This window comes from Thermoplasmata archaeon (assembly GCA_015063285.1).
Taxonomy (GTDB): Archaea; Thermoplasmatota; Thermoplasmata; order Methanomassiliicoccales; family Methanomethylophilaceae; genus Methanoprimaticola.
On the sequence record SUST01000006.1, the window covers coordinates 15,600 to 31,776 of the forward strand.

14 protein-coding genes are annotated in these 16,177 nt (G+C 51.1%); 10 read left to right on the forward strand and 4 right to left on the reverse strand.

Features of this window, described 5'->3' with window-relative positions; translation table 11 throughout:
- Positions 1 to 19: 19 nt before the first annotated feature.
- Positions 20 to 1,126, forward strand: coding sequence for a hypothetical protein (locus E7Z62_04985; GenBank protein ID MBE6522464.1), 1,107 nt, complete (start codon positions 20 to 22; stop codon positions 1,124 to 1,126).
- Here the strand turns inward: E7Z62_04985 and E7Z62_04990 are convergent.
- Positions 1,118 to 1,951, reverse strand: coding sequence for an MBL fold metallo-hydrolase (locus tag E7Z62_04990; GenBank protein ID MBE6522465.1), 834 nt, complete (start codon positions 1,949 to 1,951; stop codon positions 1,118 to 1,120). The two genes, E7Z62_04985 and E7Z62_04990, sit on opposite strands and share 9 nt — an antisense overlap.
- A 138-nt stretch (positions 1,952 to 2,089) precedes the next feature.
- Between E7Z62_04990 and E7Z62_04995 the strand changes: the two genes are divergently transcribed.
- Positions 2,090 to 3,379: a metal-dependent hydrolase gene (locus E7Z62_04995; GenBank protein ID MBE6522466.1), complete on the forward strand. Its 1,290-nt coding sequence runs from the start codon at positions 2,090 to 2,092 to the stop codon at positions 3,377 to 3,379.
- Between the two features lie 32 nt (positions 3,380 to 3,411).
- On the opposite strand, the gene E7Z62_05000 is transcribed toward E7Z62_04995, so the two are convergent.
- Positions 3,412 to 5,280: a cation:proton antiporter gene (locus tag E7Z62_05000; protein MBE6522467.1), complete on the reverse strand. Its 1,869-nt coding sequence runs from the start codon at positions 5,278 to 5,280 to the stop codon at positions 3,412 to 3,414.
- Positions 5,281 to 5,540: 260 nt separating this feature from the next.
- On the opposite strand from E7Z62_05000, the gene E7Z62_05005 reads away from it, so the two are divergent.
- Positions 5,541 to 6,398, forward strand: a complete 858-nt coding sequence (locus E7Z62_05005) for a 4Fe-4S dicluster domain-containing protein (GenBank protein MBE6522468.1) — start codon at positions 5,541 to 5,543, stop codon at positions 6,396 to 6,398.
- Between the two features lie 35 nt (positions 6,399 to 6,433).
- Here the strand turns inward: E7Z62_05005 and E7Z62_05010 are convergent, their stop codons facing one another.
- Together E7Z62_05010 and E7Z62_05015 are read right to left on the reverse strand one after the other, a co-directional pair.
- A complete protein-coding gene (locus E7Z62_05010) occupies positions 6,434 to 6,826 on the reverse strand; it encodes a hypothetical protein (GenBank protein ID MBE6522469.1) in 393 nt (130 codons plus the stop codon).
- Positions 6,827 to 6,940: 114 nt separating this feature from the next.
- Positions 6,941 to 7,831 (reverse strand): phosphatase PAP2 family protein, encoded by an 891-nt coding sequence (locus tag E7Z62_05015; protein ID MBE6522470.1) that lies wholly within the window; start codon positions 7,829 to 7,831, stop codon positions 6,941 to 6,943.
- A gap of 306 nt (positions 7,832 to 8,137) precedes the next feature.
- Between E7Z62_05015 and E7Z62_05020 the strand changes: the two genes are divergently transcribed.
- The 7 genes from E7Z62_05020 (at position 8,138) to E7Z62_05050 (ending at position 16,170) form a co-directional block, all read left to right on the forward strand.
- A complete protein-coding gene (locus E7Z62_05020) occupies positions 8,138 to 8,824 on the forward strand; it encodes an energy-coupling factor ABC transporter permease (GenBank protein ID MBE6522471.1) in 687 nt (228 codons plus the stop codon).
- Positions 8,825 to 8,826: 2 nt separating this feature from the next.
- Positions 8,827 to 9,120 carry a hypothetical protein gene (locus E7Z62_05025; GenBank protein ID MBE6522472.1) on the forward strand — a complete coding sequence of 98 codons (294 nt, stop codon included), beginning with the start codon at positions 8,827 to 8,829 and terminating at the stop codon, positions 9,118 to 9,120.
- 24 nt (positions 9,121 to 9,144) lie between these two features.
- The gene (locus tag E7Z62_05030; protein ID MBE6522473.1) at positions 9,145 to 9,975 is read left to right on the forward strand and encodes a hypothetical protein; all 831 of its coding nucleotides are present in this window, start codon (positions 9,145 to 9,147) and stop codon (positions 9,973 to 9,975) included.
- Positions 9,972 to 11,102, forward strand: coding sequence for an ATP-binding cassette domain-containing protein (locus tag E7Z62_05035; protein MBE6522474.1), 1,131 nt, complete (start codon positions 9,972 to 9,974; stop codon positions 11,100 to 11,102). Before E7Z62_05030 ends, E7Z62_05035 begins: the two co-directional genes overlap by 4 nt.
- A complete protein-coding gene (locus E7Z62_05040) occupies positions 11,099 to 12,244 on the forward strand; it encodes an ATP-binding cassette domain-containing protein (GenBank protein ID MBE6522475.1) in 1,146 nt (381 codons plus the stop codon). The genes E7Z62_05035 and E7Z62_05040 overlap by 4 nt, the downstream gene beginning before the upstream one ends.
- A gap of 481 nt (positions 12,245 to 12,725) precedes the next feature.
- Positions 12,726 to 14,582: a cation-translocating P-type ATPase gene (locus E7Z62_05045; GenBank protein MBE6522476.1), complete on the forward strand. Its 1,857-nt coding sequence runs from the start codon at positions 12,726 to 12,728 to the stop codon at positions 14,580 to 14,582.
- Positions 14,583 to 14,775: 193 nt separating this feature from the next.
- Positions 14,776 to 16,170, forward strand: coding sequence for a transcriptional regulator (locus E7Z62_05050; GenBank protein ID MBE6522477.1), 1,395 nt, complete (start codon positions 14,776 to 14,778; stop codon positions 16,168 to 16,170).
- The last annotated feature ends 7 nt before the right edge of the window (positions 16,171 to 16,177 follow it).

Sequence of the window (16,177 nt, forward strand, 5' to 3'; positions counted from 1 at the left end):
TTGCTCTTTTCCTTCAAATATGACGGGAAAGGCCATCGCACTCCTTCTGTTGGCAGCTATCGTAGCGGTAGCAGCCGTTGCAGTGGTGGCCATGTCGTCTGATGATGGGCCCGATCCGGTCGTAGATCCGGACGATCCCGTCTCAGATCCCCTTCCCAAGGGGATTTCCTTCGATGAGAAGACCGGTGTTCTGAAATCCAAGAGCGAGGTCACATGGAATGTCATCGACGAGCTGAAGGAGTTCTATAAGTTCGACAGAGGGAAGAGCACCCCACAGAGAGTCCTCGAACCCGTCACAAGCAAGAGCATAACACTTTCACCCGGACTGTATACGATCACGGTCGGAGAGGATACCTTCCAGCTGGTCGTGGATGGAACGCATACGAACACTGCATCATGGAAGTACTACTTCAACGGGGAGACATATGATGTGTCCGTGACATACGACATCAGCATATCGGAGCTCGCCAAGATAACCGTTGAGAACTGTGAGTACAACAGCAGTCTCAAACCTTCTCAGGCACATCCCTTCAAAGAGCTTCCCCAACAGGTATATGTCGGAGACACCGCGCGTTCGATAGTGAAGCAGCTGGAAACAAGGTTCGTCCAGATCGGAGGCGATATGGCCGACAGGCAGTCGTATGCCGATTTCCTTGTATCCTTTGCACAGTTGGGAATCAAATATCCCGATAGAGTCGACGACTCCACAGACAAGCTGGTCTGGGGACAGAGCGAATACTGGGCAAACAGCCTCGAGACGATGTTCTTTATGAAAGGGGACTGCGAGGATTCGGCGGCGGTCGCATGTTCTATCTTCAAAGCAGCAGGATACGATACCGCGATGGTCGGAATACCTGGACATGTGGCGGCAGGAGTCGTATTGACCGATTTCAGGGAAGTCACGCCTCAGGAGATTTCGAAGTACAACAAGTTCTACACCAGTTTCAAATTGGGAGCGTCAGCATCAGTGGTCGAGACGGATCCGCAGGATGTCATATACTACGGAGTGGACACAACCTGGGGGCAGCTTCCCGTCGGGTACATGCTCGGAGGATCCGTAGATACGATCAACAAATCCACCATGTGGTGGGGAATGGCAGGATTCTATCCCGTTTCCTCAAACTGACGACGGCGGGATCCATTCATCGTCGAACGTTTCCGCCTCTGAGAATTTCAATTCGTCACCGACATTCAACACCATCAGGTCATGGCCAGCAATGGTCCTGATCCCTGTTGCTTCCTGTGCTAATGCGGCTTCCTTATCCGGTCCTCTGCGGATTATCACGACCCCGAGATGGATGAAGATGGCGATCTCGGGTTTCACGATGTCTATGAACTTTATCGCATCGTCTGTGCATAGATGATACTTGATGCGGTTGCCCATGGGGGTGGTGACTGGAAGGATGAGCACGCGCGTACCGACGTATTGTTCAGCGATCTCCTCGGTGAATTCGGTGTCGCTAACGTATGAAACGAGACCTCCGCTGGTGTGGAAGACGAATCCTACATTGGTGGGATCGCTGTGCTTCGCATATTTGATGTCCACCTGCATGCCGTCGATATCTAGGACGTCGCCGGGCCGGAATACCTGATAGCCGTCAACGATGCCGAGATGGTATTTTGATATGCAAGGGCCGAGTCCCCCTTCGCCTTCCAGAACCGTGGGGGAGCCGTAGATGCGTCCTCCTCTTTTCCATCCTCCGCGGGACATTCCCTCGGCCACCGATTCCGCATCGGAATAATGGTCGGGATGGCAGTGGGAGACGATCATCGATGTGGTGTTGTTCACATCGTAATGGATCCGATGCATCTGCACGAGAGCCCCGGGCCCCGGGTCCACGTTCAGCATCTTCCCGTCATGCTCTATGAGCATCCCTCCGGTGGACCGGACCTGATACATGGTGGTGTGCCTGCCTCCACCTGTGCCGAGGAATGTGATGCGGAACGACATGATATGCCCCAGAACTATACATCGGTGTAGTCTGTGCATCAATATATCCGTTCCTAATCGGGGGACTTTCCAAATGATTTTGGTATACCGTAGGGAGTATAGTTACATTTTATATCGCACGTAAAGATGCGGAGAAACATGATAACAGCGATTCGTAACGCATGGATCGTCACACAGGACGCATCCAGGAGGATCATCAAAGGAGATGTGGTGATCGACGGCGAGAAGATCGTATCCGTCGGTCCGGAGTACAACGGTACAGCGGACAGGGAGATCGATGCCACCGGCGACATCGTCATGCCCGGTATGATCAACACCCACACCCATGTGGCCATGTCCGTCATGAAGGGCGTCGTCGACGACCTCACGTTCCCCGATTTCCTTGACAAGGTCTTTAAGATCGATTCCGACAGGACAGATGACGATCTTGACATCGGAACGAAGATCGGATGCATGGAGATGATCCGCAGCGGTACGACCACTTTCATGGACCTCTATTATTCTGAGGATGTCATCGCCAAAGCTACTCAGCAGGCGGGCATCAGGGGAGTCCTCTGCTGGTGTTGTCTCGATGAGGACAAGACCACGCAGAAAGGCAACCCCGTACAGAACTGCAAGAACTTCTACTCCAAGTTCAAGAACGAGAGGAAGATCGTCCCCGGAGTCGGTCTCCAGGGAGTGTACGTCTGCAACGAGGAGACATGCGTCAGTGCGGCTCAGTTCGCAGAGGAGGTCAACGCACCTCTGAACTTCCATCTCTCCGAGACTAGAGGGGAAGTTGCGGACCACAAGAAGAAGACCGGAATGAGGCCCGCGGAATGGCTGTCCGAGATCGGAGCTCTCAACTCTCACATGGTCGCAGCGCACTCCGCATGGCTGACCAAGAGGGAGGTCATGCTCATGGGCAAGGCGGGCATGTCCATCTCATCATGTCCTGTATCCAACATGAAGCTCGCTACCGGAGGCGTTGCACCCATCCCAGAGTTCATGGAGGCAGGTGTCAACGTATCTTTCGGAACAGACGGCAACACCACCAACAACACTCTCGACATGTTCGCGGAGATGAAGTCACTCGGACTCCTCCAGAAGTCCAGCAGATGGGATCCCGTCGTATGCAGCGCGCAGCAGCTCCTCGATTTCGCAACCATCAACGGAGCTAAAGCGGTCGGAATGCAGGACAAGATCGGTTCCATAGAGGTCGGGAAGTACGCCGACCTGATCATCCTCGACGGAAAGGCTCCCAACATGAGGCCCCTCCTCCCGGACAACATGATCGCGAACATCGTCTATTCCGGAAACGGGCTCAACACCAAGACAGTCTTCTGCCAGGGGGACATGGTCATGCAGGACGGTAACATCCTGACCCTGGACAAGGACAGGATCCTCGACCAGTCAGAGGACATCTGGAAGACCCTCTGTCTAAGATGAACAAAACTCCGGGAGCACTCCCGGGTCTTTTATCAATACCTTTTGTCGCCGGAATCTATTGCTACCGACTTCTGACTCTGACTTTCCTCTTCAATCTTCTTGGCGTATTTGGAATCCAGCAGTTTTCTGAATGAATCCTCGTCCATATAGTCCGGCCCATCCTCTTCGAAGGGGATCAGGTCCGTTCTCTTGGTGACGGTCCTTCTGTTGACGTACAGCAATATCAGCAGCGCAACGACTAGTACGACGATGTGTTCCCAGATGCTCAATCCGTTGGGGACCACGATCAGGATGACGATCGCTATCATGAGCGCGATAAGCCATGTGTTGGAGATCAGGAATCTGTCCAGGATGCTGTATTCCCTTCTGCTCCGCTGTCTGTTGGTTTGGATATCGGCCAGGATCATGATGTCTTTGACCGTGTCGACCAAACGGAACGTGGGGATGTAAAGCACGACCATGTTCAGTATGAGGAGCAGGAAGCTCCAGAGCCATTCGTCCCCTCCGAAGTATGCGATACCCCATTCCCTGAGCGGAGGCGTGATCAGGATGAAGATGAGTTCGACCGCGACCATACCGATCATGCTGAGGTATGCGCGGGTCATGGATCCGCTAACCTCTTTCCTGGTCTTCCTGGAGCTGAGGGCAATCCTCTCGTAGAACGTGACTTTCACATTGTCGATCGCCTTGAAGGTGCGCAGCAATGCACCCGGCATCTTTGATACGGTCTTGTCCCATCTCTCCGCTGCATCTTTGGACAGGATAGGGAGCGTGATCATGGAAAGAAGCGCGGCACCGACTATGGATGTGTAGATGTCCTCGGAGAAAACGTTGTAATCGAGGGCCTGTTTGGCGATGATGAATGCGAACTCTCCCATGGCGACGAAACTGATGGCGCTCGCAAAGCTTTCGCGGGACGTCTCGTTGGCCAGCCAGTATCCGGAGAACACGGCCAGGGTCTTCAGCACGATGAACATGATGAGGAATATGAGGGTCAGACCTAGGTTGTCTACTAGTGTGCCCAGACCTATCTCCATTCCGACGGAGATGAAGAACATCGCCATGAAGATGCTCTTCATGGGTTCTATGTCGTGAAGGATCTCCTTGTTCCTACGGCTGGGAGCGATCATCATACCCATCAGGAACGCTCCGATAGCGACGGACAGCCCCACATAGCTTGCCAGCAGAGCCATTCCGAACGCCAGTCCTACCGCGAATATGACAAGAATCTCAGAAGTGACGTTATCGGACACCCAGTTGATGATGCGCGGCATGAATCTCAGACCGACGACTATACTGACGACCATGAAGGCCAGGATGCTCATGATAAGGGCTGCCAATCCGCCCGCATCCAATTCGGAACCGGCCATCATGGGAGTGATCATCGACAGGATGACGACCTGCGCTATGTCCTCCATGATGATGATCAGGATGAGCGTGTCGACGCGGTCCTTATCCAAGCGGTTCTGCATCTTCAGGACGCCTAGCACCACAGCGGTGCTCGAACCTGCGATGACCGCTCCAAGACAGATGCTCTGGATGGAATCCAGTCCGAGAAGTCCGCCCACGATCGTACCTCCGAGGACCATGAAAGGTATCTCGACCAGTGCGACTCTCATCGCGAAGATTCCCTGTTTGCGTATCTTCTTCAGATTGATCTCCATACCGATGCAGAACATCAGCAGGATCAGACCCATGTTGGAGAGGATCTCGACCACTGCATCGGATTCCTCCGAGACATTCCAGATATTGGCCACTATGATTCCTGTGACGAGGTATCCAATCAGGGATGGCATCTTGATCTTGTTGAAAATGATGGAACATACCGCGGCCAGGAGCAGAAAAACTGCTATACTGGTCATTAACATGATCTCATCCAAGTGCATCCCCTCTTTGTTCACGCAGGTGTGCGCTTATATATCTTATATGTAAGGATGCCACGTAACTTACTATTTCCGGGAGAATTAAGGGGTGTAATTGTTGTTCGAGACCATCGGACAGGAGCGTGGAAACAACACCTTTCTGCCCGATTGACGCGTTCATCTCAAAAACCCCGAAAAATGTACGCGTTGACACGATAAAATATTGAGCACCAGTGCCACCGTGTTTGGAAGATGCGTCGCCATGAAACGGTTATATCGTAAAGCGGTATTGACAATCGATGAAGATCATACCGCGCATGTCGAAAAGGATGATGGGGTTAGTTTTCAACACCAGATACAGACTCGCGGCGTTCACCAGGAAATCGAAGACGTTCAACAGGATCGTCGGTAAGATGTTCTTCGAAGGCGACGATATGATAGTCGTACCCAAGGACAAAGTGGCGACAAGAACGATCGATGCGAACATCGAGATAGATGACGCGGGCGAATCAACGGTCCTGCCGAGCGATGTGGTGAAGAATCTCATCAACCGCGCAGATGACATCTTCATCATGAACTTCTGCATCTGCAGGAAATCTAACAAGTGTGAGGATTACCCCGTTGATCACGGCTGTGTGTTCATGGGCAAAGGGGTGTACAAGATCCCTCCGGAGTTTGGCCATCTGGCCACTCCTGAAGAGGCCTGTGCATACATAGACGAATGCGGGGAACAGGGTCTGGTCCACATCATCGGGAGGAACAAGCTCGACAGCATATGGCTGAGCACCGGTGACAAGAAGGATCTGATGACGATCTGCAACTGCTGTCCGTGCTGCTGTCTTTGGAACATGACCCGCAACATCTCGGACGAGATAGGGAGTCTTTTCAAACGCATGGAAGGCGTGACGGTCAAACTTGACGACGGCAAGTGTGTCCAGTGCGGTTCATGCAGCGAGATATGCTTCACGAAGGCGGTAAAGGTCGCCGACGGAAGATTCGAGATAGATCAGAACCTCTGCAGAGGCTGTGGAAGATGTGCAGAACAGTGTCCGGCAGATGCCATCACCGTGGTCTATGATGAAGGTGCTATTGACGGTATCGCTGACAGGATCGGATCCCTCGTCAGACTGAACGACAGGGATCAGGTAGCGGATTGAGAGAAGAAGGGGGCCTTTCGGCATCCCTTGGAAATTCAGAATGTGGCGATGAAATCGTCAATTGGTTTGGGATTCTCCTTGACGAGCTTCTTACCTTTGTTGAAGAAGACGTGGTTGGAGATACCGACCTCAGATGCAAGTGCGTCGCATTGCTTCTGGCCTTTGTCGTCGTTGTACATACAGCAGACGAAGAATGCAGATTTCTTCTGAGAGATGACATCCTTGTTCTTCTGGACGTAGCTGACCAGTTCCTTGGGGATGCCTCCTGCCCAGACCCTTCCGCCGATTACGACGGTGTCATAGGATGCGAGGTCCTTTGAATCTGCATCGGAGACGCTCACTGCCTCTCCGCCGGTCTTGCTGGCGATGTATTCGGCGACGGCCTTGGTGTTGCCGCCGGTTGACGCGTAAACGATGATTGTGCTCATGGAAAATCGCAGTTCGTTGTTGTATTTTAGGATATCCTATATGGTTACGAATTGTCCGCGATATCTGGCGATATGAGTTGATTCTGCCAACCTGATGCCGAAAACTGCGGGGCTTCAGCAGAAGAGATTCTTCTTGGTGATGATGTAGGGGTAGATGAAGAAGGACCAGATCATCATAAACGCTCCACCCAGACCGATGCCCCAATCCGGGAACGAAATCATGAAAACCAACAGGATAAGTGCACCTATGGTCATTCCGACAAAGAATCTGAGGGCGTGCTCTTTGATACCTGTCTGCGGCACCTCATATCTCAGGTAGAGACGGTCCATGGTCCTGCCTATGAGCATCCCGTAGAGGAATCCTGCATACAATGCAATCCTGTCCGCATCGGCACCCCAGCATACCAAGCTTATGATAAACAGTGCTGTGAAGAAGATGACGTAGGCCGCGTTTACGAAGAGATATGTGCGGTCATCCTCGTATGCGTATTCCATTGATTTCCATGCCACTACAATGGCAATGAGGCCAACAGCTATGCCCGATAATATGTCCAAGGGCGTGTGGACGCACAGCACCAGTCTCCCCACGGTTATCAGCACCATTACGGCAATCAGAACGGTCTTGAACAGACGGTTCCTGACGAATGAGGCCGCAGGCAGGAATGTGGAGATTGCGCTTGCAGCATGCCCGCTCGGTAGGGATAGTCCGTGAGCATTGACGCCATCGACCTTGATGATGCTCGGGTCCAGATCCCAAGGTCTTGGCTGATTGAATCCGTATTTGGAGACGACGGCGAACACCATCGCGGGAACGAACGATAGCGCCAGTATCTCTCCCTGCTTTTTGTTGATGCACCAGTAGAACAGAAGGGCCAGGGCTACAGGTACGGCCAGGTAGACGATCCTCGAGGACATCGCAGCGAAGAGATCCTCCAGGAATGGAAATTCCAGCCTGATGTCCTGAAGTGCATGAAGAAGCTCTACCCCTGTCCACATCGGGACCATAAATGCTTGTTATGGTTTTATGGATATTGCACAGATTCTTCCTTTACCGATTCTATATTGTTATTATTATGGAGTAAAAAACCAACAAGAAACGATTGATTATAGGTCTGTTTAAACACCCATCCATTTGGATGAAATCTGGCTATAATTGGATAATAAATCCAGTTAAATACATGGAGAATTCAACCAACTTATTAATATGAAATATTGATACATCATCGTAATCGGATAGTTAAACAAACTAAATTCGATACGGTGCCCGAGGAATACAGGTCCGGAGGCATCTACCATTGGATGGTGAAAAAAATGCACATAATGGAAGGATATTTAGATCCCATTTGGTGTGTAGTTTGGTTCGCGGTAATGGCGCCCTTCTTCATCGTCGGAGTAATCAAGCTCCGCAAGATCCTGAGGGACCACCCCGAGCAGAAGATGACAGTAGCTCTCTCTGGAGCATTCATCTTCCTGCTTTCCTCGCTCAAGTTGCCCTCGGTAACTGGATCATGCTCACACCCCACAGGAACAGGAATTGCAGTCGTATTCTACGGAGTCGGTGTTTGTGCCGTTCTCTCCACTATCGTTCTCGTTTTCCAGGCACTCTTGCTCGCACACGGTGGATTCACAACACTCGGTGCAAACTGCGTGTCCATGGGAATCATCGGACCTTTGATCGGTCTGGTCTTCTGGAAGATCCTCAGGGGAGCAAACGCACCTGTCTTCGTCAGCATGTTTGTCGCAGCATTCTTGGCTGACCTCATGACATATGTCGTAACTGCATTCCAGATGTCTCTGAACCTTATGACCTCAGTTGGAGCAGACTTCATGGACACACTCGTCGAGATGCTCTCCATCTACGCGGTCACCCAGATTCCCCTCGCAATCGTTGAGGGAATCGTCCTCGGAATGTTCGCACACTACCTGGCAACCTCCAGGGCAGACATCTTCGAGATCGCTGACAACAACAAGCTGAACCCCTTCTCCACGGAGGCATGAAAATGGCAAATGACAAGATGCTCTACATCGCAGGATTCGCAGTTGTCGCAATCATCGTCGTCGGAATCCTTGCATTCATCCCCGGAGACTTCGGCGGATCCGATGATTCCGGAGGAGAGGCTGCAGAAGACCACGGTTACGAGCCTTGGCTGACAGACTGGATCGATGCAATCTACGGAGAACTCCCTGGAGAGATCGAGTCCATGCTGTTCGCAGTACAGGCAGCTATTGGAGCAGTCCTTATCGGCTACTTCATTGGATTCAGTCGTTCCAAGAAGAAAGTAGAGATGGAATGATCTCAATAATCCGAGAGTGGCCGAGTGTCTGAACAAGTAGAGATGGACGAGCTGGCTTACAGCTCGCGTATGGTAAACTGGGCCCCTCTCGGAAAACTCCTTTTTGTTCTATCCCTTTTGATTATCGGGATAGTAACAAACAGTATTCTGGTGCCCATGATCACATTTTCGATAGGCATGATTATGATGGCCTATTCGACAAACCTTAAGGTACCTTTATTGATTTTCTTGGCAATCGGAGAAGCGATTCTGATCATGGTCCTGGGAAGCGGTATGATATCGATCCTGGGAGACCATTCTCAGCCTGCCCTTTGGCAGGATCAGATCCTCTGGTTCAACATCTACATGACGGAACAGAGTTTCAACCAGGCCTGGTTGATCTTCTTCCGTGCTATTGCCGGTGTCACACTCATGCTATCTTTCGCATGTTCGACACCTATCCCTTATCTTTCATTCGCAATCAAGAGTCTCCGCTGCCCCAACGAGATCACCGAACTCATCGTTCTGATCTACAGGTATGCATTCCTCCTTCTGGAGAGATTCCTTGTCATGATCGATGCGGCACAGTGCCGTCTCGGGTACAACGGCCCGATGACCGCTATGAAATCATACGGCGGGGCGATGGCAGGGACATTCATCTTCTCGATGGAATTGGCAGAGAAGTCCGAGGCCGCTTTGGCGTGCAGGAACTACAACGGAACCTTCCCAATATTCCGCGAGCCCAAGAAGCTCTCGATTAAATGGGTGGTCATCTCCGTCGGCGCGGTCGTCGCATTGTACTTCATCGGGGAGTACTCCAGCGATTGGGTCAACATGGCGCAGCTGTTCGCACCTCTCTTCGGGTGGGACATATGAGCGAGATATTCAGATTGGAGGACGTGACGTTCGCTCATCCTAACAGCACAAGGAACGTCCTCAATAACATGAGTCTCAGCATCGAAGAGGGTTCCCGCAATGCTATCCTGGGGGCCAACGGTGCAGGTAAGACAACGTTCTTCTACACTCTGACAGGCGTCTACAAGCCTCAGAGCGGTACTGTTTACAATCATGGTGAGCCCGTCGAATACACCAGGGAAGGGCTCCTTAATCTGAGGTCCGAAGTGGCTGTCATCCTGCAGAATCCGGATGAGCAGATATTCTGTTCACTGGTCGAGGAGGATGTAGCGTTCGGGCCACTCAACCTCGGTCTTGACAGAGATGAGGTCGGGGAAAGGGTCGCAAAGGCCCTCAGGGATGTCAGGATGACTCCTTACGCAAGGCGTCCTCTGCAGCAGCTGTCCGGAGGACAGAGGAAGAGGGTCGCTATCGCAGGTGCCCTTGCGATGCATCCCAAGATAATGATCATGGACGAGCCTACAGCGGGTCTCGACCCCCAGGCATCCATGGAGGTCATGGAATTGGCCGAGAAGCTCCACCTGCAGGGTGTCACGGTTCTGATATCCACTCACGACATCGATATCGTGTACAAGTGGGCGGACACCTCAGATATAATCTACAATGGCAAGTTCGAATACAGCGGGGCTGTGGAGGAGTTCTACAGTGATTCCGAGCGCGTATACAGATGCGGTCTGCTGACGCCATCAGTGTTCAACATGAACAGGGACATCTGCGCCATAGACGGATTGTCCGTTTCTCCGTATCCGCGCAACAGCTGCGAGTTCACGGCCAAGTTCGGTCAGCCGAATAAGTCGGGCAGACTGGTCTGTGTACCGGTCGAAGAAGAGACCGCAGTGGGAAGATACGAGGACGTCATGAAGGATCTCAGCAATGTATCCTCGGGAGTCTACGGCTCTGACGCCAGGTATGCTCTGACAGAGAAACATGTCGATTACCGCTTCGATGCCATCGACACATGTTTCACGGAAGCGGTCGAAGGCAAGGACTCCGTCCTGTTCTACGATTCGATCTACGCTCCAACGGTCCAAGCACAGTGCGATAGGCTGAAAGAATTCGGTTTCGAAGTTGATATGGAGGTGATCTGATGGGAACACTCTTAGAGGCAGATAAGGTCACTTACTCCTACAGCAGGAAGGGACCGAAGGTCCTGGATGAGCTGTGCATGAAGATCGAGGAAGGTAAGAAGACAGCGATTATGGGATGCAACGGTGCTGGTAAGTCCACACTGTTCAGCGTATTGAACGCGCTCTACAAGCCTGACCATGGCAAAGTCCTTTTCAGGGATAAGCCTCTGACATACAGGCATAAGGACATCATCAAGATGCGTTCCGAGGTGTCTATCCTATTCCAGAATCCGAACGATATGATGTTCAAACCTTATGTCGAGCAGGATGTGGCCTATGGGCCCGAGAACATGAGGCTCCCGAAGGAGGAAGTGGAGGAGAGGGTCCAGGAGGCACTCTTCGCCGTCGGAATGGAGGAGTACCGCAAGTCTCCGATCATGAAGCTGTCCTACGGACAGAGGAAGAGAGTCACGCTCGCCGGAGTCCTAGCGATGAGGCCTAGTGTCATCATTATGGATGAGCCTACCGCAGGATTGGATCCCCAGATGGCCTATGAGGTCATGGAGATCGCTGAGCAGATGCATTCGTCCGGTGTCACTGTCATCATGTCTTCGCACGATACCGATTTGACATACTCGTGGGCGGATGAGCTTCGTGTCCTTTACGGCGGTAAGTGCGCATACAGCGGAGAGCCTGAACCGTTCTATTCGGATTACGAGAGTGTTCAGAAGGCAGGATTGCTTCTGCCCACGGTATTCATGATGAACCGTACCCTGGCAAGTCTAGGAAAGATGGATCTGGAACCATATCCGAAGGCACAATCCCAGTTGGCACTCAAGACAGCACAGCACAAGGATGTCAACCTCGGTGCCTTGCATGTCATCAGGGCCGAGAGGGAAACCGATCTCAATGCGATAATCGAGGAATACGACCTCGGTAAGATGCCCAAAGGTGTGTATGGAATGAGCGCCAGATTCGCGGTCAGGAACACAGCACTGGATGTGGACTTCCTGTACAACGGTCCTGAGAATTGTACCATGAAGTGTCTGGACGGACAGGATTCCGTCCTGATCTGTGATCCCATGATGCTCGATAAGGCTGTATCCTCAGCCACGTTCATCAATGAGAACGGGTTCGGCAAGATCAATATCGATGTCATCTGAATAATAACACGACCTGAATAATAAAGCTATATTCGTGTTACTAGTGGAATTCCTTAGTAACACGAATTGATTATTTTTAGCATACTTTACCAATAATCCAGATATGATGTTACCAGAGTAGCAAGATTCCATAATTGGTGTTACTTTTGGTCATCATGATGCATACCCTATTAATCCTACCAATCGATGTAAATGATTCGATATGATGGATGCAGGCGAAGGTATTCTGAGTGATAACGTAAAACGCATCGTGTTACTGCTCATAGCGGTAATCTCGGTAGTCACATTCCTAATGAGAGATGACCCGGTCAGCGAATATCTGCCTTGGGCAGTCTATGTACTGTGCGGGCTGCTCGCACTTTGGTATATTCTGACCGGAGTAGCTGAGAAGGAGGAGATTGATCCCAACACGATGGTCGCTCTGATGCTGATCTACGTTATGTTCAACGGCCATTATCTCGTCGTAGGTCTTGTCCCGATCATTCTGCTCGTTCTCGATTTCATCAAAGATGAAGTGAAGAAAGGGTTGCTGGTCCTGATAATCGCAGGCATATCATTGATTCTGTCCCTCACCATCCCAGAAGCATTCCACGCCGATCCTGCATGGATCGCGATCGTGATATGCGGAGCACCCATCATATGGGATGCCGTAACCGGGCTGATCCTCCACCATGACATCAAAGCTGATGTCCTGGTCGCGATAGCGATCATCGCCGCCCTGTATCTAGGCGAATGGTTCGCTGCCGGAGAAGTCGCTCTGATCATGGAGATCGGAGGATTCCTCGAGGATTACTCGGCTGCAAAGGCCAACAAAGGAATCGAAGCCCTTCAGGACATGTCCCCCAAGACCGGAAGGGTTGTAGATGGAGATACCGAGCGCGAGGTACCTGTCGAGGAAATCCAGGTCGGGTCTATCGTGAGGGTACGTCCGGGAGAGGCCGTGCCTGTGGACGGAAAGGTCGTTTCGGGAGAGACATCGATCGACCAATCCGTCATCACAGGCGAATCCCTCCCTGTGGACAAGCTTGTTGGCGATACGGTTTTCAGCGGAACGATCAACCAGATGGGGTCCTTCGACATGGAGGTCACCAAGAATGCAGAGGATTCCTCGTTCCAGAGGATGGTCGGAATGGTCTCCTCCGTGGATGCGGACAAGACGCGTATGGTCAAGGTAGCGGACAAGTGGGCCACATGGCTGGTCGCCACCGTCATGGTGCTGGCGGTTGCCACATACTTCCTCACGGAAGACATCTATCGTGCCGTGACAGTATGTATCGTGTTCTGTCCCTGTGCATTCATCCTTGCGACCCCCACAGCTGTCGTAGCGACCATCGGTAACCTTGCAAAGCGCGGTGTGCTCGTCAGGGACGGAGACTCCCTGGAGAGGATGTCGCAGATCGATACTATAGCCTTCGATAAGACAGGCACCATAACGGAAGGAAGACCGAAGATCCAAGAGGTTTCATCAGTCAATGACAGGTTCGAGTTCGTATCACTCATCGCTTCGGCAGAATCTGCTTCAGAGCATCCTCTGGCCAAAGCATTCGTGTCCTTTGCAGACAAAGAAGGTGTCGAGCATGTAAAGGCTGATTCCTTCTCCATGTCCGTAGGCCGCGGTATCTCCGCAAAGGTAAGCGGAAAGGATGTCATGATAGGCAATTCAAAGATGATGGAGGAGAAGGGTATTTCGATTCCGGCAGAAGCCGCGGAACGCACCGCAAACTTGTATGCAGAGGGATGCACCGTCGTCTATGTATCGATCAATGGTAATTACGAAGGATTCGTAGCATTCTCGGATTCCATCCGTCAGACTTCCAAGGACACCGTATCCGAATTGTCCTCTCTAGGGGTGAACAGCATCCTCCTAACAGGTGACAACAGCCGTGCAGCATCGCATATGGCTGCGGAGGCAGGGATCAAGGATATCGTCTCTGACTGTACTCCTGAGGTCAAGGTCTCGTCAATAGAGGAGAGACAGGGTTCCGGTGGCAAGGTCTGTATGGTAGGAGACGGAGTGAACGATGCCCCGGCCCTCAGGAAGGCCTGGGTCGGTATCGCGATGGGATCCACAGGAACGGATATAGCCGCAGATGCTTCGGATATGGTCCTGGTCAAGGACGGTCTCGAGTCGCTTCCGCATCTGGTATCGATCTCCAGAAAGATGATGGGTAAGGTCAAGTTCAACATCACGTTCTCCCTGTGCTGGAATTGCTTGGCCGTAGCACTGTCTATGCTTGCGGTACTGGGGCCTGTGACCGGTGCCCTGGTGCATAACGTCGGTTCGGTGGCAGTGGTTGTGAACTCGGCACTGCTCCTCATGTACGGAAGAAAGAAATAAACAACAATTGGCGGGGGAGACCCCGCTCTAGTTTTTTTTAATTGTATTTCCATTTTTCAATAATAATTAAATTAATAATGAGAGAAATAAATATAATATTTGTAGAAATTAATTATTAAAAAATAATAAAAAATATTAATTTAAGAATAATAAATACAAAAATAATATAAATATACACGATAGTTGATCGTTTATGAGAAGGATGCAGGAATCTCTAGTTTTAGAAGCGAAATCCACTAAAGGAGGGTTACCCAAAAGTCTATGGGAGACTTATTCTGCATTCTGCAATACGAACGGCGGGAGGATAATTCTCGGCGCAATCGAGGATAAGGCGACTCACAAGATTTCCATCGAAGGGCTTGAAGATCCGAACAAGATGCTAAAACAGTTTTGGGATATCGTCAATGATAGCAGCAAGGTGAGTTATTGCTGTCTGAAGGATAGCGATGTACAAGTTTTGGAGTCGAACGGGAAGTGTTACATCGTCATAAACGTCCCCCAAGTACCTCGTGAATTCAGGCCTGTGTACATCAATGGCAATGTGAACAGCGGCACATTCAAACGCAATCATGAAGGAGACTATCACTGCACAAAATATGAGATAGGGAGTATGATCTCCGAATCGTCAGATAAATCGCCGGATAGTACCACCATCGATGCCGATTGGGAAGCAGTCATCAGTCAAGATACAATTAGGAGGTATTTGGATGCGCTAAGATCATTCAGACCAAATCACCCTCTGCTGAATACTGATACCGAGCAATTTCTCATAGAAACGGGTGCTGCCTTGAAGATGGGAGGCGTACTCAAACTGACGATGGCTGGATTACTGATGTTCGGAAGGAACATGAGCATAGTCCTGGAATGTCCTGATTATTTCTTGGACTATCGCGAAGTGTCATCATCCGCACGTTGGGATTATAGGTTATTCTCAGGTTCAGGCGACTGGAGCGGTAACATTTTCGATTTCCTGAATGAGGTTGAGGGGAGATTGATCAAACACTTTGGATCTAGATTCGAAATGGCGTCCATGAACCAGACGATGCCCAAATCCTATGGTCTTTCTAGAGAGGCGGTTGTCAACGCCGTTGTCCATGCCGACTACAGAGGGAGGTGCGGAATATCCATTGTCCTAGAGGGAGATCACTTAGAGATCACGAATCCAGGTAACATGAGGGTTCCGTTTTCCAAGGCCATACGCGGAGGTACATCTGACCCTCGTAATTCAATCATCGTACGGATGCTCATGCTGATAGGGTATGTGGAGCGTACGGGGTATGGTATCAGGGCGATGAGCGATGCAAATGATTCAGGCTTGCTGTATGATTTCATGATGGCGGAGGAGAACGATCCTCCTTTGGTCAGAACGTTATTGGGCTTCACAAAGTCCAAGGAGGATGGAACGGTCACCGATGCTGATATAATCATGTCCATGATGGAGAACGATTCCAAAGTTACCATAGCTAAGATCAGGGAAATCACCGGCATGTCTGCCACCAAGATATCTATTGAGATCGAGCATCTGAAAAGGAAGGGGATGATCGAGCGCGTAGGGGGGACCAGAGGCGAATGGGTAGTGCACAGATGATCGGCAG